The sequence below is a fragment of the Paenibacillus phyllosphaerae genome (assembly GCF_014192105.1).
In the GTDB taxonomy this organism is placed as follows: Bacteria; Bacillota; Bacilli; order Paenibacillales; family Paenibacillaceae; genus Paenibacillus_Z; species Paenibacillus_Z phyllosphaerae.
The window spans coordinates 46332-66395 of sequence record NZ_JACHXK010000001.1 but is presented as its reverse complement, the minus strand read 5'-3'; the positions used below and the strand labels follow the sequence as shown (position 1 = coordinate 66395).

General features: G+C 52.0%; 13 protein-coding genes. 12 read left to right on the top strand and 1 reads right to left on the bottom strand.

Features of this window, described 5'->3' with window-relative positions; genetic code table 11:
• Positions 1 to 125 precede the first annotated feature (125 nt).
• The 3 genes from FHS18_RS00215 to FHS18_RS00205 are packed head-to-tail and all read left to right on the top strand — an operon-like array spanning position 126 to position 5257.
• Entirely contained in the window at positions 126 to 1775 is a 1650-nt protein-coding gene (locus tag FHS18_RS00215; protein WP_183597223.1) for an extracellular solute-binding protein, read from the top strand.
• Between the two features lie 34 nt (positions 1776 to 1809).
• Complete coding sequence (locus FHS18_RS00210; RefSeq protein ID WP_183595760.1) at positions 1810 to 3711, top strand: histidine kinase; 1902 nt, start codon at positions 1810 to 1812, stop codon at positions 3709 to 3711.
• Positions 3704 to 5257 (top strand): response regulator, encoded by a 1554-nt coding sequence (locus tag FHS18_RS00205; protein ID WP_183595758.1) that lies wholly within the window; start codon positions 3704 to 3706, stop codon positions 5255 to 5257. Before FHS18_RS00210 ends, FHS18_RS00205 begins: the two co-directional genes overlap by 8 nt.
• 98 nt (positions 5258 to 5355) lie before the next feature.
• On the opposite strand, the gene FHS18_RS00200 is transcribed toward FHS18_RS00205, so the two are convergent.
• A complete protein-coding gene (locus FHS18_RS00200; RefSeq protein WP_183595756.1) occupies positions 5356 to 6198 on the bottom strand; it encodes an alpha/beta fold hydrolase in 843 nt (280 codons plus the stop codon).
• A 198-nt stretch (positions 6199 to 6396) separates the two neighbouring features.
• Between FHS18_RS00200 and FHS18_RS00195 the strand changes: the two genes are divergently transcribed.
• The 9 genes from FHS18_RS00195 to FHS18_RS00155 all read left to right on the top strand — a co-directional run bounded on the left by FHS18_RS00195 (position 6397) and on the right by FHS18_RS00155 (position 19999).
• Positions 6397 to 6834 (top strand): Dps family protein, encoded by a 438-nt coding sequence (locus tag FHS18_RS00195; RefSeq protein WP_183595754.1) that lies wholly within the window; start codon positions 6397 to 6399, stop codon positions 6832 to 6834.
• A gap of 194 nt (positions 6835 to 7028) precedes the next feature.
• The gene (locus tag FHS18_RS00190) at positions 7029 to 7994 is read left to right on the top strand and encodes a ring-cleaving dioxygenase (protein WP_183595753.1); all 966 of its coding nucleotides are present in this window, start codon (positions 7029 to 7031) and stop codon (positions 7992 to 7994) included.
• Between the two features lie 446 nt (positions 7995 to 8440).
• Positions 8441 to 9553, top strand: a complete 1113-nt coding sequence (locus FHS18_RS00185) for an NADH:flavin oxidoreductase (RefSeq protein ID WP_183595751.1) — start codon at positions 8441 to 8443, stop codon at positions 9551 to 9553.
• A 200-nt stretch (positions 9554 to 9753) separates the two neighbouring features.
• Positions 9754 to 10434 carry a FadR/GntR family transcriptional regulator gene (locus FHS18_RS00180; RefSeq protein ID WP_183595749.1) on the top strand — a complete coding sequence of 227 codons (681 nt, stop codon included), beginning with the start codon at positions 9754 to 9756 and terminating at the stop codon, positions 10432 to 10434.
• Positions 10435 to 10528: 94 nt separating this feature from the next.
• On the top strand, positions 10529 to 11854 hold the full coding sequence (locus tag FHS18_RS00175) for an ABC transporter substrate-binding protein (RefSeq protein WP_183595747.1): 1326 nt from the start codon (positions 10529 to 10531) through the stop codon (positions 11852 to 11854).
• Positions 11855 to 12016: 162 nt separating this feature from the next.
• Positions 12017 to 12802 (top strand): carbohydrate ABC transporter permease, encoded by a 786-nt coding sequence (locus FHS18_RS00170; protein ID WP_246427380.1) that lies wholly within the window; start codon positions 12017 to 12019, stop codon positions 12800 to 12802.
• On the top strand, positions 12803 to 13630 hold the full coding sequence (locus FHS18_RS00165) for a carbohydrate ABC transporter permease (protein ID WP_183595743.1): 828 nt from the start codon (positions 12803 to 12805) through the stop codon (positions 13628 to 13630).
• 51 nt (positions 13631 to 13681) lie between these two features.
• Positions 13682 to 14857: a trans-sulfuration enzyme family protein gene (locus tag FHS18_RS00160; protein WP_246427379.1), complete on the top strand. Its 1176-nt coding sequence runs from the start codon at positions 13682 to 13684 to the stop codon at positions 14855 to 14857.
• A gap of 492 nt (positions 14858 to 15349) precedes the next feature.
• Positions 15350 to 19999 (top strand): InlB B-repeat-containing protein, encoded by a 4650-nt coding sequence (locus tag FHS18_RS00155; protein ID WP_183595741.1) that lies wholly within the window; start codon positions 15350 to 15352, stop codon positions 19997 to 19999.
• The last annotated feature ends 65 nt before the right edge of the window (positions 20000 to 20064 follow it).

The following is a 20064-nucleotide window of genomic DNA, read 5'->3' as shown; positions in this document are numbered from 1 at the left end:
TGAATGGCGTAAGCACCCTTTTTTTATGGGGAAAATCAGGGTGTGAAGTCTATCACTGTGCAGATGAAGGGGAGCTATGAGTGGGTAAAAGGGGTAAATTAGCTGTGCTGTTACTCGTTCTGACGATGTGTTCGACGGTAGTGGGCTGTTCTGAGAACGCCGGCACATCGAGTAACGGCACTGCTGAGAAGCATACGAACGTTAATGCCGATCTTAAGGAGGCAGACGCTTCTCAATCGTCTCCGAATGAGCCTGCTTGGAAGCTGGATACGACACCGATTACGTTTGACTGGTATATCAATTTCGACTGGTTCACCAGCAAGTGGGGCGGCAACATCGTTTCCGAGTATATCACGAAGAAGACGGGCGTGAGCTTGAACTTTATCGTGCCTGCCGGCGACGCCAACGAGAAGCTCAACACGATGATGGCGGCAAGGTCGCTCCCTGACTTCATCACGCTAGGTTCCTATGAGGATTCCGTGCAAAAGATGATTAATGGAGGTATGGTGCTTCCATTGAATGAGCTGGCGGACCAGTACGATCCTTATTTCTTTAAAGTCGCCGATCCCGCGAAACTTAGCTGGTATACGCAAGCGGATGGCCATGTGTATAGCTACCCGAATGCGTCATCATCCCCTGCGGACTATCAAAAATACGGTCGGCTTTTTACGTCTAATCAAACCTTCCTTGTACGCAAAGACATGTATGAAGCACTTGGGAAACCGGATATGAGCACGCCGGAAGGGTTTCTTGGCGCGCTGAAGGCCGCGAAAGAGAAGTTCCCGGAAGTGGACGGCCAGCCGCTCATACCGATCGGCCTGCATGAGTTTACGGAAACCGGCAACTATTCGCTTGATTCCTATCTTCAGAACTTCCTGGCCATTCCGCAGCAGAAAGACGGCAAGCTGTACGACCGTCGAAGCGATCCCGCCTATCTGAAATGGTTGAAGGTATTCCGCCAAGCGAATGAGGACGGGCTGATGCCGACAGATGTCTATATTGATGAAAAACGGCTGGAGAAGGATGAGAAAATATCGCAAGGTCGCTATTTTGCCATGCTATATCAGTGGTCTGATTTTACGGAGATTAACCAATCGTTATATCGCAAGGACCCGAACAAAGCGTATATCGCGATCGATGGCCCGAAGAATGACGCACATGATGCGCCTACGCTTGCAGGCAATGGCGTCTCCGGTTGGACGGTGACGCTCATCTCGAAGAACGTCAAGAATAAGGAGCGGGCAATCGCCTTCCTCAGTTATTTGCTCAGCGAAGAGGGCAACAAGGACTTGTTCTTGGGAGAAAAGGGCATTACCTACGATACGATAGACGGCCAAGACCAGCTCCTTCCGGAGGTCAGGCAGCTGCTAAACACCGACCGACAAGCATTCGATAAGCAATATGGCGCTTCTTATATGTACTGGATGCTGATGGACACGAACATGAATCAGGCATGGACAACGGGGATAGATGCTGAACCCGCCAACCAAATCGCGAATTGGACGCGGGGCAAGACGGTCAGCATGACCGAGTTCGAGAATCTGGATCCGGACCCGACAACGAAGGAGGGTATTGCGCAAGGCGAGAATACGCGGCTCTGGGCGGAGACGCTGCCCAAGCTGTTAATGTCGAAGTCGGATGCCGAATTTGACCAACTGTTCGCCGAATTCATGAAATCGACTACCGAGAATCCCGAGTATGAAGCGATCGAAGCTAGCCGTCAAGCAGCCTATGAACGAAATGTACAGAAGCTGAAATCGTCGCTCAATCAATAGTTCTATAGAGGTAGCAGCAGGATGTGAGATAGGGATGGGACGCGCGGTAATCCGTTGGTTATTGGGGACACGTGCTTTTATGTTTAGCCTTTCGCTTCAAGTCAAACTGATTCTGTCGTTCGTGCTCGTAATCTTCATACCGGTTGTTCTATTCTCTTGGTATACGCTCAATGAAGAGTCCGCCAAGACCATGAAAGAACTGATGAAGAACAACGAGAACGTGCTTGAGGTGGAGAAGATCAACATCGAGAATAACATCGAGCTGATGGGATGGACCGCGCAGCTTGCGTTATCCAATCGAGAGATGAACAAATATTTGCAAATCCAACAAACGCAAGATGCGGCGTATGTTCTTCATATTAAGAAAGTCGTGGTCAACAGCTTTCAATATTTTCTGTACAACAATCCTCGAATTGCGAATGTCCGGTTGTTCACGGACAATCTTCATGTGAATGAAATTTGGCCGGTCATCCTGCAGGAGTCGCGCATTCAAGACAAGTCTTGGCATGATGGCGTGATGAGGAACAGCGGTATGCCATGGTGGGAGATACAGGGAGATGTCGGTCTCACCGGCTTGCCATCCGAGCCATCGTCTGACGAACCCTTCATGACGTACTTGCAGGAATACAAATTTCCGGACAATGCAACGCATAATGGGATTCTGGAGATCTCGATGACGGTATCGAATTTCTTCTCTCGAACGTTCAGCGCTGTACAGGACACGAACTCCCAGCTGATCATCGTCGCAAGGGACGGACAGCTCTTCAGCTTGAAGGATTCGCCCGTGTTCGGGCAGCACGGCGCGGAGGAACTGATGAACAGCGTGAAGCTGACGAGTAACGCAGATCGCCAGACGGTACGGTTCAAGGTTAACGGGCAGTCCTACTTGGCCTTGCAGAGCTACATACCGTCGATCGACGTCCATCTGGTCAATATGGTTAGCCTTGCCGACACGATGAAAGACATTAACCATTCGAGAGTTCGTTATATCGTTCTTATTTCGTTATTGGCGGCATTTCTCGTACTGCTGTCTTATTCGATGCAAGCGATGATTTTGCGCAGGCTTAAAGCGTTAAGAGAATCGATGCAGCAGGTAAGAAGCGGTAACTTCAACGTCGAACTGCCGGCGATTAACGGTACTGATGAGGTAGGAGAGCTCGGATATCATTATCGCAGGCTCATTCTAAAGATCAACGAGCTTATTCAAGAGCAGGCAGCGAGGCAGGCGGCAGGCAAAGAAGCCGAGCTTCGGGCGCTGAAGAACCAGATCGATTCCCACTTTCTCTACAATACGCTGGAGAACGTCAAGGCGCTGGCGGAGATTGAAGAGCAGTACTTGATATCGGACATCATGACCTCGCTAGGCAGCATGATGCGGTATTCCATGGAATGGAATCGGGATCACGTGATGCTCAGCGACGAGATTCAGCAGGTCGAGAATTACGTATCCATCATGAACATCCGGTATGATGGAAGACTTGATCTCCGATTGTCGATCGCACCGGAATGTCTGAAGCAGGAGTCGCTCAAAATGTCACTGCAGCCCACTGTCGAGAATGCGATCAAACATGGGATGCGCCGCATGCACTCCAGCGACGGCAAGCTTCTCCTTACGATCTCCGCCGCCATGCGTGATCAAGCTTGCGTCATCGAGATTACGGACAGCGGCTGCGGTATACCGGAAGAGAAGGTAGGCTTGTTGAATCGAATGCTGCGTATGGAAGAGTCCGCTTATCAGCATGCACGGCAATCATTCGTTCGCAAAGACAACCAGGACAGCAATGGGATCGGCCTGCGTAATGTCGATCAACGATTGGTGATGAGCTATGGGGTGGAATACGGGATTCGAATCGAAAGTGCGGAAGGAAGCTATACGCGCGTAATCATGACTTTGCCCTATCGGGTCATGGGAGGAGGGGCGGACATCTATGATTAGCTTGCTGATCGTCGACGACGAGAAGATCATTCGGAAGGGTCTGCAATCGGTCATCGAGCGGCAGTTTCCTTATCTGTTCCGTTACCGATTCGCGGAGAATGGACAAGAGGCGCTGGAGCTGCTTCGCCAGGAACCCGCGGATATTATGTTCACGGATATCCGAATGCCGATTATGGATGGAATCGAACTGCTCGAGCAGCTGCAAGACCACCCGGTTAAACCCGAGGTTGTCCTGCTGTCGGGCTATAATGATTTCGCCTATGCGCAAAAAGCGATCCGCTGCGCTGTGAAGGATTATCTCATCAAGCCTGTGAAGCGAGGGGAATTGTTCGCCGTCCTAGAGCGAATCATGCTTGAGATTAGGATGAGAGAAGAACGAGCGGACGCAGCGGACGAAGAGGCTAGTCTTTCTGCTGCCGAGCTGGTTACGCTGCATTTGACCCAGAAGGATGTGGGGGATGCGCTAACGCCGGACAAGGCCGGCTTAAGCTGGCTGGACGCAGGATATACGTTGGGCTTGCTAACGCAAAGTGGCGCGGGATCACAAGTTAGCCGATCGGATGCCGCATTTTTCAAGAATCAAATCAATGAGTTGTTCCAGGGGGATGGGGATTGGCTGCTCACGCGTGATGGAGAAGGCGGAACCATCTTGATTGCCCGCGATCCGGTAATGTTCTACCGGTTGGCGGAACGGCTGAGGGGATCCGAGTCGCAGCTGCGGATTGCGATAAGCGATTCCGTTCAAGGGCTGGAGCAGATAAGGTGGGCATACAGTCAAGCGAAGCAAACCTTGAAATACCGTATTTTGCTGCCGGAACGCGATGTACTGGACTACGCCAGCATAAGTGAACGCAATGAGCGGCATATCGTTCCTGTGGCGTTGATTCGACGATTATTGAATCTCATCGGAATGGGACGCGGGGATGAAATCAAACAGCTTCTCGATCGAATTCTCGATGTTCGCGTCATTAGCAGCTGCGAGATCGGCTATCTGGAACGTATTAGCCAGCTGCTGAACGAGGAGCTGTTCGACGAATTGTTCCGTATCTACGGGCACAAGGTGCTTGGTCTATTAAGGACGTACGCCCATGTTGGACACATCGGGAACTTTGATCGATTCGAAGATTATTACATAGCCGTCGAGCAGCTTCTTGATCGTCTGGATCGGTTTATTCAAGATCGGGGAGAGAAAGCGCCGACGGAACCCAATACGATGCAGAAAGTTGTCGCCTACTTGCAGACGCATTATGCCAACGATCTGAACATGGCGGTCGTGTCCAATCATTTCTCGCTCAATTACTCCTATTTCAGCCAGGCTTTCCAAGAATATAGCGGGGAGAGTTTCTCGAACTATGTGCGCCGGTTAAGGCTCGACAAGGCGAAGGAACTGTTGGTGCATTCCGATTTGAAGGTGTACGAAATTAGTGAGCAGGTTGGATTCGAGAATGTGAAGCATTTTACGAGACTATTCAAAGATACCGAAGGCATTACGGCGCTGGAATTCCGAAACCAACGCAGGCAGAAGGTTGAACCCCGATTGCGCTGAACGAAGCGGAACCCTGCGACCCACAAGAAAGTGAATAGTCCAAGTATTCTTCTTATGGGTCACGGTTCTCACCTGCTAATCCCTGCTATGTACATTGCCTATGCGTTCGATTTAAGGAAGCGAATCAAAGCGTCATTGAATTGTTCAGGGTGAGTCGCGTTCAGACCATGCGGACCGCCTTCAATGACCACGAGTTGGCTGCCTGCGACAGCTTCGTGGGAAAGTTGACCGCTTACCTCAAGCGGCACGATCGCATCGGAATCGCCATGAATAACGAGCAGCGGAATATCGAATTTGGCCAAATCGCCGCGGAAATCCGTCCGTCCGAAGGCATCCGTGCAATCCAGCGTCCCCTTTGGCGAAGCATAAGAGGCGATATCGACGTTGTAAGCACGGAAGGATTCGCTGACCAGGTCGGTGCGGTCCCCTGCCTTAAAGAAATTGTGGGCGAAGCCGTCAAGGAAGGCGACGCGGTCTTTTTTCAAACCGTCTTGGAAGCCCTGTATCGCGGCTTCATCCAGACCGCCTTCCGGATGTTCGGCAGATTTATAAAAGAACGGAGGAACCGCTGCGGCGAGCACGGCTTTTTTGACGCGGCTTGTTCCGTATGTGCCAACGTAACGTGCGACCTCTCCGCCACCCATCGAAAATCCGACCAGCGTGACGTCCTCTAGGTCGAGATGCGTAATCAGCTTATCGAGATCCTGCGCGAACGTATCGTAGTCGTAACCGTTCCAAGGCTGGGAGGACTGTCCGAATCCGCGGCGGTCATACGTAATCACGCGATAACCGGCATCGATAAGCGCCGGAACTTGACTCTCCCACGAGCGCCCGCTCAGCGGCCAGCCATGGATTAAAATGACGGGCTTGCCTGTGCCAAGATCCTCAAAATACAACTCAACGGGTTGCCCGTTCTCTGTTCCGACTGTTACTTTAGCCATGCTTAACACTTCGCTTTCCTTTTATATAGGGTGATGGATATAACACAATCGTATAAAAGGCAATCCGCACGATCAATATCGATCTTTCTATGTCTCCCATAGCATTTTCTTATAATGAACAAACCGCATATACAGGCGTTTGTTCGGTGTGATATAGTGTGTCCTGGAATTTAATGCTAAATGAGAGAGGGACATTCGATGTCGGACAAGCTTAATGAAGTGCTGAATACGCAGATCGCGAACTGGAGTCTTCTGTTCACCAAACTCCATAACTATCACTGGTATGTCAAAGGCCAACAGTTCTTTACTTTGCATGTGAAGTTTGAAGAATTGTACACGGAAGCCGCGCTTCACGTGGACAATCTTGCCGAGCGGCTGCTGGCATTAGGCGGCAGCCCTGTAGCGACCTTGCAAGGAGTTCTTGATACCGCAACCGTACAAGATGCGGTGGGCAATGAGAACGCGACGGAGATGGTCCGCACCCTTGTCGCTGATTTTGGAACGATTGTCCAAGAGCTTAAAGAAGGTATGGGCATCGCTAATCGTGAGGGCGACGAGACAACCGGAGATATGTTATTGGCCATTCATTACTCGCTCGAGAAGCATGTATGGATGTTGAAATCATTTTTAGGGTAATCCGCAAGAAGCCTTGGAATATTCCAGGGCTTTTTTATATGGCAACCAAATGGGCTCTCAGCTATAGGAAATGGGCTATGCAAGTATAGAGAAAATGGTATTGTTCGCTGTTGCTCATGTCTCTATGATTGGAATCAGGAGTATGTTCAGCGATTCGCATGATCGGAAAATCCAGCGGAAGGGGCTTGAGAAAGATGGATAATAGGATACAGAAAACAGCAGGGATCCATCATATTACTTGCTTTGTGAAGGATCCTCAGCGCAATGTGGATTTTTATGCGGGCGTCCTGGGTCTTCGGCTCGTAAAAAAAACCATTAACTTTGACGCGCCAGAAGTATACCATTTGTATTTTGGCAATGAAAAAGGCAGCCCTGGAACGATTATTACGTTCTTCCCGCATGAATCTTCTCGTAAGGGCCGCATCGGCGGAGGACAAGTAGGGATAACAACATACGTCGTACCAATAGGCGCGCTCGATTTCTGGAAAGCACGTCTCACGGCGTTAGATGTTCCTTTCTCAGAATGCAGCCGTTTCTCGGAGAACTATATCGAATTTGCAGATCCTGATGGTCTGCAGTTAGAGATTGTTGAACGTGAAGGCGGAGCTCTCAATGCGTGGTCATTCGGAGGCATTCCTACGGATAAGGCGATCAAAGGATTTGGCGGCGCGGTGCTATACAGCACGGCATCTTCCAAGAGCATGGAAGTTCTTGAGCACGTCTTAGGGTTTGACAAGGTAGGGGAGGATGACGACTTTATCCGCTATAAGGCAGAAGGGGATATCGGCAACATCATTGACCTGAATAAGGAGTCTATGGGATGGGGGATCTCCGGCGCCGGCACCGTTCACCATATCGCGTGGCGAGCCAAAGATTTTGAAGACCATGAGGCTTGGAGAAGCCATGTGGAAAAAAGCGGATTTTATCCTACGCCGATTATTGACCGACAGTATTTCCATGCGATCTATTTTCGTGAGCCAGGCGGTATCTTGTTTGAAATCGCGACAGATCCGCCAGGGTTCGCAAACGACGAGCCTCAAGATCGCCTAGGCGAAAAATTAATGCTGCCAGCATGGTTTGAAGACAGCCGTGCCGATATTGAGAAGAACTTATCCCCTATTCAAGTGCGGGAATTGGAGTCAATCAAGCAGGAAACTTGAATTTCGAATCGACGAAGCAGCCAATGGTATGAGGCACAACAATAATGGTTACATCAGTTTCTGTTCATAGGTCAGGATAATAGGCGGATCACAAGGGCACTCAACACTGTTGAGTGTCCTTTTTAAAGGTCCTCCCGTGTCTACGATAGCCAATATCCTTGCATACGAAGCGGTGCGTAGACATGTCGGTTGTTCGCGTCATCATGCACGCAGATTGCCTGTTTAGAACCAAATGCGTTTATCGTATTTCTCATGAGAGGTACTTTTGATATACTGGGAACAAATCAACTAAAATGGGTATCGAGTATTGAAAAACGAATATATGCTTACGATACTGAAGGCTCTTTCTAATGAGACGCGTCTCAACATCCTTTGCTGGCTGCGGGAGCCGGAGAAGATGAACGAGAATCTGCCGAGCACATTATTTTGCAGGAGGAGAGAATGAGATGACGATATCCAAAACAGCAGCGGCTTTGTTCAAGCCTTTTGAGGAAGGTAATCTGAAGTTGGAAAATCGTATTGTCATGGCCCCTATGACCCGCTCCTTTTCTCCGAACGGCGTACCGGGTCCCGACGTGGCCGGATATTACCGCCGGAGGGCGGAAAATGCCGTCGGCCTTATCATTACTGAAGGAACAGTTATTAACCATCCGGCTGCGGCCGCTGACCACGGCATACCTCACTTTTACGGGAAGGAAGCGCTGGATGGATGGTCGCGCGTCGTCCAGGAAGTGCATCAAGCCGGCGGGAAAATCGCTCCGCAGATCTGGCATACCGGCACAGCCCGCGATCGAAAAACATTCCCGGATTCAAATGTCGACCCGATTGGGCCGTCGGGCCTGAGCCTGACCGGCGAGAAGGTATCCGAGCCTTTGACGGCCGAGGAGATTAGCGGTCTCGTACAGGCTTATGCCCAGGCAGCAGCCGACGCGAAGCGAATCGGGTTTGATGCAGTGGAAATTCACGGTGCGCACGGCTACCTCATTGACCAGTTTTTCTGGGACGTCACCAACAAGCGCACGGATAAGTATGGCGGCGACTTAGTTGGCCGTACCCGTTTCGCGGTGGAGGTTATTGAGGCGGTGCGAACGGCAGTCGGCCCCGACTTCCCGATTATCTTCCGTTTCTCCCAATGGAAACCGGTTAATTACGGCGCTAAGCTCGCGGCGAATCCAGAGGGGCTGGAGCGCTTCCTCGCACCGCTGTCCGCCGCAGGCGTCGATATCTTCCATGCTTCCACGCGCCGCTTCTGGGAGCCTGAGTTCGAGGGGGCAGACCTTAACCTGGCCGGCTGGACGCAGAAGCTGACCGGGAAACCGGCCATTACCGTCGGCTCCGTCGGCCTGGACTCCGTATTCACCAGTCTGTTCGAGGAGGGCAAGGGCGGGCAAGCTGCCGGCATCGACAACCTAATTGAACGTCTAGAGCGCGGTGAGTTCGACCTTGTCGCCGTTGGTCGTGCACTGCTGACTGACCCGGCTTGGGCGGCCAAGATCCGGGATGAGCGCACGGATGAGCTGCAGCCGTTCACGCGAGAGGCACTTGGGACGCTGAGCTGAAGCTTGCTATGAATGATTAAGAAGGTGTACTCCCCTTACGGGAGACAGGTGAAATCATATCACCTGCCGCTGTAAGGGGAGTTTTTCATGTTTAAAGACAAGACCGGCCATCCCTTTGGCGGCAGCGCGCGGCTAGTTGACATTTCAAAGATATTTCAATAACATTCACCTATCTGATAGGTGAAAAGGATGGTTGAAATATGATTCACAAAATCAAAAAGCAGCATATGCACGAACTCGTGTCGGAAGAAATCATCCGATATATTGCCGACAAGGGGCTATTAGAAGGGGACAAGCTTCCTTCCGTAGACGAGCTCGTTCGAATGTTTGGGGTAGGCCGGTCCTCTTTGCGCGAAGCGCTGCGATATTTGGAAGCGATTGAAATCGTGAAGGTCATTAACGGCAAAGGCATATTCGTGAGCGATTCTGGCTCTTACCGATATAGCGGAAAAGTGAAAATAGACGACGAAAAATCGTTTTTGCTCGATATCTTGGATGTTCGAAGGGCGCTGGAGGGCAAGGCTGTCGAGCTGGCCGCGAGACGAATAACGGACGCCAAGATCGAGGAGATGAAAGCATGCTTGGCAGAATACGATGAACGAAAGCAGAAAGGTCTGGATACGTCGGCGATCGATTACGAATTTCATCAGCATATTTACGATGCCGCAGGCAATCCGTTGCTTCACAGCGTGTATGATTCCATATCGGAGCTGATCAAGAAGTTCTTCTCCGGTCCGTTCGGGGTGAAAGAACTGTTCGATAATACGTACCCGTTCCACCACACCTTATTCGATGGAATCGCAAAACACGATTGGCTGCACGCGCTAAATGAATTCAACAAAATGATGGATGTTATCGAAGAAACAATACGGGATTATTGACAGAAAATTTAAATATTGACAACACGTAAAAGCCTCACTTATATTAAACCTATCAGACAGGTATACAGTATGATACTCATTTAGGGGGATTCCAATGCGACAAAAGTCTTGGAAGAAATCACTGTTATCCGTATCTATGATTGGTTTAACGCTCAGTTTGACGATGACGGCCTGCAGCTCGTCCGGATCCGAGAACGGAAATGGGGGAGACGACAAGGTGGTCACGCTGCGAATGATCGAAAGCTTAACGAGCCCTAACCGCACGACCATCATTCAAGAAAGCATAAACGCGTTTATGGATCAGAATCCGAACATCAAGGTGGAACTGATCTCGCCGCCGTTTGATCAGGCGGACAACAAAATCAGAACGATGCTGAACGCTAAGCAAGAGCTCGACGTGCTTGAGGTTCGCGACCTCAACGTGGCGGAATTCGTGAACAACGGCTACGTGGAACCGCTAAACGAATATACGAAAAGCTGGGAAGACTTCGGCACCGTCACCTCCGTCGCCCAGTCCGTCGCTTCCGTCGGCGACAAGCTGTACTTCATTGCGAATGGACTGTATCAACGTCAGCTGTTTTATCGCGCGGACTGGCTAAAGGAAGCGGGTATCGCCGTTCCGACTACGTACCAGGAACTGGTTGACGCTTCCGTGAAGGTGACCGACCCTTCCAAGAATCGCTTTGGCTTCTCGTTCCGCGGAGGATCCGGCGCCAACGCTGTTCCGGATACAATGATCCAGTCGTACAGCTCGGAGAAGATTAACATCGAAGACGCGATGTTCCTGAAGGATGGCGGCACCATCTACTCGTCTCCCGAAGCGAAAGAAGCGGTAGAACAATACGTTAAGCTGTATAAGGAAGGGTCCCCTCCGGATTCCATTAACTGGGTATTCCAGGAACAGGTGCAAGCGTTTACATCCGGCGTAACGGCATTCCTTTTACAGGATCCGGATGTTATTCAGACGTTGACCGACAGCATGGAGGAAGGCACATGGGCAACCGCTCCGATGCCGAAGGGGCCGCAGGGCAAAGCGCTCATTTCCGCCGGCGGAGCGGGATGGGGCATCACTTCCTATTCCAAAAACAAGGAAGCGGCCTGGAAGCTGATCAGCTTCCTGTCTTCGCCGGAAGAGAACACGAAGCTGTCGAAGAGCCACGGAACGGTGCCGATTCATTCATCCGCTACGGAGGACGCTTTTTTCCAAAGCGGACCTTACAAGACATTGCTGGATATGACGAATCAGCCAGATACGTTCGTTAACTTCAAGCCTCCTTTTCAATATCCTGCCAACGGACAATGGGGCACGGTCGCCATGGAAACCGGACAGCGGATGCTTCTGGGTCAGGCGAGCTTAGAAGATACGCTGAAAGAATGGGACGATTACTGGGTGAAAGCGAAAGCGCAATTGAATAACTAACCGATCTACGCGGTGGGCGGGCGTGCGACCGCCCACCGCATTTTACTAGCGGGGAAGGTGAATTGTGTGAGCAAGCAGCGAAAGTACATATTATTCAGTTTGCTTCCTGCATTGATATTGCTGCTGATGTTTACGTTCTATCCTTTTATGCAAGGGGTAGTAATGGCGTTTCAAAATTATGTATTGTTTGATTTGACGAACGTTCAGTTTATCGGACTGCAAAATTTTGAAACCGCGTTTCGGGACGCGAAGTTCCTTGCGGCGCTCGAAAACAGCGCGTATTGGGTGTTTTTTTCGCTTTCCTTGCAGTTTCTGATCGGCTTGTCGATTGCCCTTACGCTGCGCAAGAACTTCAGAGGAAGGGGCATTTATCAAGGCTTCGTTTTCTATTCATGGGCCTTGTCCGGTTTTCTCATTGGCCTGATCTGGAAGTGGATGTTCAACTCGCAGATCGGCGTCATTAACGATCTCCTCATGCGGACGGGACTTATTGAGACGCGCATCGGGTTTTTATCCGATCCGAATTGGGCCATGACGTCGGTCATCGTTGCGAACGTCTGGTACGGTATCGCTTTTTTTGCGATCATGCTGTTGGCCGCGCTGCAATCGGTGCCCGCCGATCTATACGAAGCGGCGGAGATGGATGGAGCCGGAGAGCTGCGCAAGTTTTTTAACGTCACGTTTCCGTATATTTTGCCAACGGTAATTGCAACGACCTTGCTCCGGGCGATCTGGATCTTCAACGATCCTTCCATCATTTATGGCCTTACGAATGGCGGTCCTGCCGGAACGACCCATATTCTCTCTTCGCTCATGCTGGAGAAGATTATTTATGGCGGGGATTACGGGATGGCCTCGGCAATCGGCGTTATCATGATCATCATTCTCATGCTGTACACCGTGTTTTATCTGTTCGCGACCAAGTCGGAAAAGGCAGGTGATTTCTAGATGAAGGCGCGCTTCCTGATTAGTATGAGAACGCTTTATCTTGCTGCTTATTTCCTGGTCATGGTTTTTCCGCTGTATTGGATCGTGATCACTTCGCTGAAGCCTCGCAAAGAAATTTTCTCGCTGCCGATTCGATATTGGCCGGAGAAGATGACGCTGGAAAATTACGCCAACATCTTTAAAGTATCGAAGTTTCATGTCTACATCGGTAACAGTCTGCTCATTTCAGTAATCGCCGCCCTTATCGTCATTTGCATTGCGACGTTAAGCGCTTATGTGTTGGCCCGGTTCCAGTTCCGGGGGCATAAGCAAATTATGATGGCTTTCTTCTCGACGCAAATGCTGCCCGGTTTTATTTCGCTAGCGCCGCTTTATCTATTGATGTCGGACATGAACTTGATCAATAACCGGCTCTCCTTGCTCCTTGCTTACACGGTCATGCTTATTCCTTTCTCAACCATTATGCTGAGAGGCTTCTTCCAGCGCATCCCGTGCAGTTTGGAGGAAGCGGCGATGATTGATGGGTGCTCCCGATTGACGGCTCTGATCCGGGTAATCATTCCGGTGATGCTGCCAGGAATCGCATCGACTTTTATTTTTGCATTCGTACAAAATTGGAACGAGCTGTTTATGGCGGTCATGTTTATTGACGACGAAAGCCTGAAGACGCTTCCCGTAGCGATGAACTCCTTCGTTATGAAGTTCGACGTGGATTGGGGTTCGATGTCCGCCGGCACCGTATTGTCCGTGATTCCGACCGTCGTTCTGTTTGCGTTCGCTCAGCGGTTTATCGTGGAAGGACTGACACAAGGCGCCGAGAAAGGCTAGCGATGGAATAACCCATGCAAAGGAATGACACAAACAAAGGAATGTATGCATATGGAGAGAAAACAAATGGATCAAGGGCTGCACACCAAGGTGTCGCATGATGTAGTGGATACGAAGCACTACGGCGCAGTGACTATCCCGATCTATCAAAACAGTCTGTTCGCGTTCGAAAACTATGAATCGTTCGAACTTGCCATGCAGGACGTATTGGCCGCCAACGTTTATTCCCGAGGCAATAACCCGACGGTGCAATATTTGGAGAGCAAAATCGCTGATTTGGAAGCAGCCGAGCAGGCACGCTGCTTCGCATCGGGGATGGCTGCCATAGCCGGCTCCTTACACGCTCTCTTACGATCGGGCGATCATGTGATCTGCGTCAATCAAGCCTACGGTCCGACGAGGCAGTTTCTGGACGAATTGTCTGAACGGTATCGGGTCGAAGTTACCTATGTCGACGGATGTCTGTTAGCCGACTTCGAAGACGCTTTGCGGCCGAACACGCGTCTGATCTATCTGGAGAGCCCGACATCCGGATTGTTCCAGCTGCAGGATCTGGAGGAGGTCGCGACGCTTGCGAAAACGGCGGGGGTTCTGACGATGATTGATAGCAGCTGGGCGACGCCATGCTTCCAGCGTCCGCTAACTTGGGGGATCGATCTTGTACTTCACTCGATGACCAAGTATTTCTCCGGCCATAGCGATTGCTTGGGAGGTGTCGTGGCAGGGCGCGCGTACCTGATCGACGAAATTGCCAATAAAGGGTATATGTTGTTTGGGGGCGTAATGACTCCGCATACAGCCTCCCTCATGATAAGGGGCCTGCGAACGCTGCCGTTGCGGATGGAGAGACATCAGCGGAATGGCTTAATCGTCGCGGAATATATGGATAAACACCCGCTTGTGAACCGGGTAAATCATCCTGGTCTGCCTTCGCATCCGCAGCACGCTCTTGCACGCAAGCAATTGGACGGCTACGGCAGCCTATTTTCCTTCGAGACGCAGGTGTCGGTAGCTTTGCTGAAGAAATGGGCGGACGCCTTGCGTTACTTTCGGATCGGTGTCAGTTGGGGCGGTTTCGAGAGCCTGGTGACGGTCGGCGAAACGCCGGCTAACCGTAATTTGGCGGGGAATAACCCTTCGGTAGCCCGTTTGTACATCGGACTGGAGGATCCGCAGACGCTAATTGAGGATATCGAGCAAGCTTTCCGGTCCGTCATCAAGACTTAGCGCCTTTCAAATGATCATCCTATTGGGTGCGCGGCAGTTAGCAACGTCTAAGGCAATCCAGGTTTGAAATCCTGGGTTGCCTTTTTTCTTTATCTACGATTTCGCGAAGGAAGCCTTTCTATCAAGTGATAGAAGTCGGTTTATTTTTTATAAGGGTTAGATACTCGAATGAAAAGAAGATAGATAATCTTCGTAGGCGGCATTTTTTCTTTCATAATAATCGTCCACACTCGCAACCAATCTCTAACTTGGAAAAATGGCAGTAGTGGTACAGTTAAGGAGGGAATACATTCACAAGGGGTTGGGTGCAAATGTCGGTGAAGAATTGGGGGGATCGAGGCAAAGCGGCGGTAATCGTATAGCCTATTTTGAATGCGGTTACAACCGATGGTTTATGACGAGGTGGTCATGTGCGTGGCTAAATGTCAGTGAGCTGCAAATCATCGCAATTTTATGAGGATCATTCTATCCATAAGGAGACTAAACCTTTCCATGAAACGAACCAATCAACTGAACGTCAAACGTTTCCTAAGTCTGCTTCTCGCTCTGGTGCTGATGGCCTCGGTCGTCTTGCCGACGACGACCCTGGCCGAATCTTCGCCGGATGTGCCGGTAACGGCGGAGGCCTCCGCAGCGGGCGGCGCCACCCCGGAACGCATCCGGGATGGTGTTATCTTGCATGCCTTTGACTGGAATTTAAGCGTTATCGAGGAAAATCTGCAGGCCATCGCTGACGCGGGGTACACGGCGATCCAGACCTCGCCCGTCATGGGCAGCGCATCCGGGACCAACTGGTATTTTGCCTATCAGCCCAAGAATATGATTGCTGGCGGCAACGGCAACAGATACGGCGACAGGGACGCGCTTGTCAGCCTGACTGCCGCCGCCGAAGCGCTCGGCATCAAGGTCATCGTTGACGTGGTAGCTAACCACATGGGCAGCACCGGCAACTCGGATGCCCCGTGGAATGATAATACCCATTTCCACAATGTGAGCAGCAGCGTAGGTTATAATGACCGATTTCTACTGACCCAGCCGAACATGATCAGCGGACTGAGAGATCTGAGCACGCAATCCGCGTTCGTTCAAGATTCCTTCATCGCGTACTTAAAGGATATGATCGACGCTGGCGCGAGCGGCTTCCGTTATGACGCCATCAAGCACATCGAGCTGGACGACGACGTGCCTTCCCCGGCGAGCATTGCCGCTGGCGCAACGAATGAGCGATATCCCGATGGGGAGTTCAATGGGGATTTCGTGAAGAATGTGACCGGCGCCGCCAAAGCCTACTTGGAGGAGAAAGGCAAGGAGAACTTCCAGTACGGCGAGGTGCTGCAAGGGGGAGACCCTAACAACGACAGGATGGCCGGGTATGCCAAGTATATCGACCTGACCGCTTCCAAGTACGGACATGATGTACGCAGCGTTCTCGAGCTAGGAGACGTCGGCCGTCTCGACAAATGGGCGGATTATGCGGCCGAGGGTCTGACAGCGGATCGGCTGGTCCCTTGGGTGGAATCCCATGATACCTACAACAATGAAGGAGAATCCTTAAGCTTCAGCCCGAAGCAGGTCAGACAGGGCTGGGCCATGGTTGCCGCCCGCAAGGACGCTTCCCCGCTCTTCTTTGCCCGTAATGTCAACGCCGACGGGAGCCAGAGAACCAGCGTGCTGACCGCGGACAACGTAGACAATAACCGGCCCCAGTGGAGCCATCCCGAAGTCGTGGCCGTCAACAAGTTCCACAACGAGATGGCGGGACGGGACGAGAATCTACTCAGCCTCGGCAACAATGCCGTCATGATCGAGCGCGGCACAGTCGCGGACGGCGGAGGCGCGGTGTTGCTGAACACCAGTACAACCGACCGTGTTCTGGGCAGTGTGCCGGTGAAATTCTTGAAGGATGGCTTCTATGTGGACGCGCTGAATCCGTCCAACGTCTTCACCGTATCGAATGGCAGGATCAGCGGGACCATCCCCGGAAACCCTGCCAAGCTATCCAACACCGACACCACGAACAACCCCGGCCTTGTGGTTCTAATGGACAGGGAGGACGCAACCCCCGCCATTCTGGCCGCTTTGCCAAGCGATGACGATGTGATCGCCGGCAACAGCTTTACCGGCAACCAGCTCCGGCTCAGGATGTCGGCCGTTAATGTGACCAATGCCGTCTACGCCGTTAACAACGGCGACGCCGTGAGCTTCGCCCATGACGACACCATTGTCGTGAGCGCCAACTACAACGATCCGATCACCGTCACGTTGGTGGGCCAGGTAGATGGAGGGGATTGGATCACCAGAGCATTTACCTACACGAGGATCGAGCCTGAGGAAGCGGCCGAACCGCCGGTCGAGGAGCCAACGCACGTCAACGTTTATTTATCCATCAACCGGAATGCGAACTTCCAAGCCTGGGCTGGCACCGGAGTGTGGGCCTACAGTTTCAACCCCGAGCTTTTCGGCGGATGGCCAGGCGGCGCGATGACGAGAATGAAATACAATGGCGCCGACACCAATTGGTACAAAATCGTAATGCCCCGGGCCGCAGTAGGCGGGATCATCTTTAATAACAACTCCGGGCAACAAACCAATCAACCGGCAATTACCGCCTCCATGCTCAATAATGAGCAATTATATTTCTATGGCACCGGAGCCTCCAACTTTAACATTAATGGCTCCACGGATAGCGGCACTAACGCCCGCGCCAACTGGGATACGGCCTTTGCCGCAGGCAACAATATCGGCTACGCAGCCAGCGGCGTATTCCCGCCGGGACGCAACGGGGTGTTGTTCAATACGTCGGGCGGCAGCTCGATCGAAAGTCAATTTGTCCGTGAAGGGGAAAAGGCGACACGGCCGACAACCGACCCTACCCGGAGCGGTTATCTATTCGACGGAAAGTGGTACACCGATTCGGCTTTCACGCAGGAGTATGATTTCGACGCCCCGGTGGTCAACACCCTCGGCGACGATCAGATTTACGCGATGACCCTCTACGCCGGATGGATCGAGCTTGAAGAGGGCAAATATCTGGTCGAGTTCAATGCTCAGGGCGGCAGCCCGGTGATGTCCATTCCTAACGTGGAGCAAGGCGCCACAATCGCCGCGCCGGAAACGCCGGTCAGGAACGGTTATACGTTCGCGGGATGGTTCACGGATTCGGCCTATACGAATGCGTGGGACTTTGACGCTGACACGGTAACGGCGTCGACGACGCTCTTCGCCAAGTGGGAGATTGTACCGTACATCATCGACTATAGGGACGGTGAAGGATCCGCCGTCATGCCGGGCAGCGAGCCCGCTACCTATACCGTCGAGACGGCGACGTTTAACTTAAGCGACCCGAGCCCCAAGGAAGGGTATGCTTTTGATGGCTGGTTTACCGACCCGCAATTCCTGCCGAGCTCCAAGCTCGCCAGCGTTGCAGTGGGCTCCGTCGGCCATTTGACCCTCTACGCCCGTTTTACGGCGAATACCTATACCGTAACGCTGGATCCTCAGAGCGGGTCGGGCGGTACGGCAAGCGTATCGGTCGCCTACGGCGGCAAACTGCCGCTAGGAGTCACCCGCCCTGAAAAGGAAGGATACGATTTCCAAGGATACTACGCCAACGCGGACGGAAAGGGTCAACAATATTACAACCGTAACGGCGTCAGAGTATTCGAGGGCAACTGGTCGACCGGTTCCGCGAGCAACCTCTACGCTCACTGGATTCCCGAAGAGGCTCCGGGCATACCTGTAGAAACGATCACGGTAAGCGGCAATGAAGCGATCACGACCAAAGGCGGTACACTTCAACTGACAGCGGAGGTACTGCCGGCCAATGCAACGGATAAGGCGGTCACTTGGTCTGTCGAGAACGGAACGGGAAGCGCAACGATCACTGAATCAGGTTTGTTAACTGCTGTGAGCAACGGCACCGTAACGGTGAAGGCGACGGCAGCCGACGGTTCGGGTATCGTGGGAACGAAGTCGATTACGATTCGCGGCCAGGCATCAAGCAATCCGGGGTCAACTTATCCTTATCCACCTAGCAATCCAGCACCATCGACTCCAGAGCCGACAGGCGTCATTAAGGATGGAGACAAAGCGATCGTGGAGCTGGGCAGCGGCATCACATCGACGTCCATCTCTCTACAGGATATCGACGGACTATCCCTGCAGGTCAAAGCAACGGATGCGGTGCTAACGGTTCAAGCGGACGCGCTGAAGCAATGGCTGACTGCGGCGGGGAATCCATCCGCGGCAAGCATTGAAGTAACCCTTGCGCCAGTGACTATTGGAGATATCGCGAATGCCCCAGCTCAAGGCGGTGCGGCGCGCGTGGAAGTTGCAGGCGCGGTCTACGACTTTACCCTTAAGCTGAAGCACGACAACCAAGTCATCGACATCAGCCATGTAGGCGGCGGAGTTGAAATTACCCTGCCTTATAACAATGAGGCCGATGAAGACCTGCTAGGCGTTTATTATTACAATGAAGCAAGCAAAGCGTGGGAATACGTAGGGGGCAGCGTAGATACTGTCAACAACACAGTGACGGTAACGCTTGAGCATCTAAGCAAATATGCGGTGCTGGAATACGCGAAGTCATTCGTTGATGTGCCTTCCAACCACTGGGCTGCCCGGACGCTGGAAGTATTGGCGGCGAAGCATATCATCAACGGCACAAGCGATACAAGCTTCACGCCGAATGGACAAACGACTCGCGCTGAATTCACCTCCTTGCTGGTGCGAGCTTTAGGCTTGACGAAGGCCGCAAGCTCCGTTCCGTTCGACGATGTGCAAGCGGGCCAATGGTATGCGGAGGAAGTTGCGATCGCTTATGAAGCGGGACTTGTCACGGGAATAACGGAGAACGTATTCGATCCGAACGCGACAATCACCCGTGAACAAATGGCGGTACTGCTCGTTCGCGCCTATGAGTACAAGAACAGCGCCATTGCGGCGACCGGTCAAGAAACAGCCGATCTGGAGGATAGCTCAAATATCTCTTCATGGGCAGTAGAAGGCGTGAATAAAGCCATCGCCGCAGAACTTCTGCAAGGCAAAGGAAACGGAATCTTCGATCCTGCTTCGGACGCCAACCGCGGCGAAACCGCGCAAGCCATCTTGAATTTGTTCGATGCTTTATCGTTTCGTTAAGCTCGCATAGCACTTGATCCGCAGGGCCTCCCAATGCCGTTTGACAGGCAGGGAGGCCCTAAATT

Excerpts from the sequence above, each read along its gene's own strand:
- FHS18_RS00170 (WP_246427380.1), top strand. The coding sequence starts at position 12,017 with ATGGCGTTTCAAAATTATGTATTGTTTGATTTGACGAACGTTCAGTTT.
- FHS18_RS00180 (WP_183595749.1), top strand. The coding sequence starts at position 9,754 with ATGATTCACAAAATCAAAAAGCAGCATATGCACGAACTCGTGTCGGAA.
- FHS18_RS00190 (WP_183595753.1), top strand. The coding sequence starts at position 7,029 with ATGGATAATAGGATACAGAAAACAGCAGGGATCCATCATATTACTTGC.
- FHS18_RS00175 (WP_183595747.1), top strand. The coding sequence starts at position 10,529 with ATGCGACAAAAGTCTTGGAAGAAATCACTGTTATCCGTATCTATGATT.
- FHS18_RS00205 (WP_183595758.1), top strand. The coding sequence starts at position 3,704 with ATGATTAGCTTGCTGATCGTCGACGACGAGAAGATCATTCGGAAGGGT.
- FHS18_RS00185 (WP_183595751.1), top strand. The coding sequence starts at position 8,441 with ATGACGATATCCAAAACAGCAGCGGCTTTGTTCAAGCCTTTTGAGGAA.
- FHS18_RS00200 (WP_183595756.1), bottom strand. The coding sequence starts at position 6,198 with ATGGCTAAAGTAACAGTCGGAACAGAGAACGGGCAACCCGTTGAGTTG.
- FHS18_RS00215 (WP_183597223.1), top strand. The coding sequence starts at position 126 with ATGTGTTCGACGGTAGTGGGCTGTTCTGAGAACGCCGGCACATCGAGT.
- FHS18_RS00165 (WP_183595743.1), top strand. The coding sequence starts at position 12,803 with ATGAAGGCGCGCTTCCTGATTAGTATGAGAACGCTTTATCTTGCTGCT.
- FHS18_RS00195 (WP_183595754.1), top strand. The coding sequence starts at position 6,397 with ATGTCGGACAAGCTTAATGAAGTGCTGAATACGCAGATCGCGAACTGG.
- FHS18_RS00160 (WP_246427379.1), top strand. The coding sequence starts at position 13,682 with ATGGAGAGAAAACAAATGGATCAAGGGCTGCACACCAAGGTGTCGCAT.
- FHS18_RS00155 (WP_183595741.1), top strand. The coding sequence starts at position 15,350 with ATGAAACGAACCAATCAACTGAACGTCAAACGTTTCCTAAGTCTGCTT.
- FHS18_RS00210 (WP_183595760.1), top strand. The coding sequence starts at position 1,810 with ATGGGACGCGCGGTAATCCGTTGGTTATTGGGGACACGTGCTTTTATG.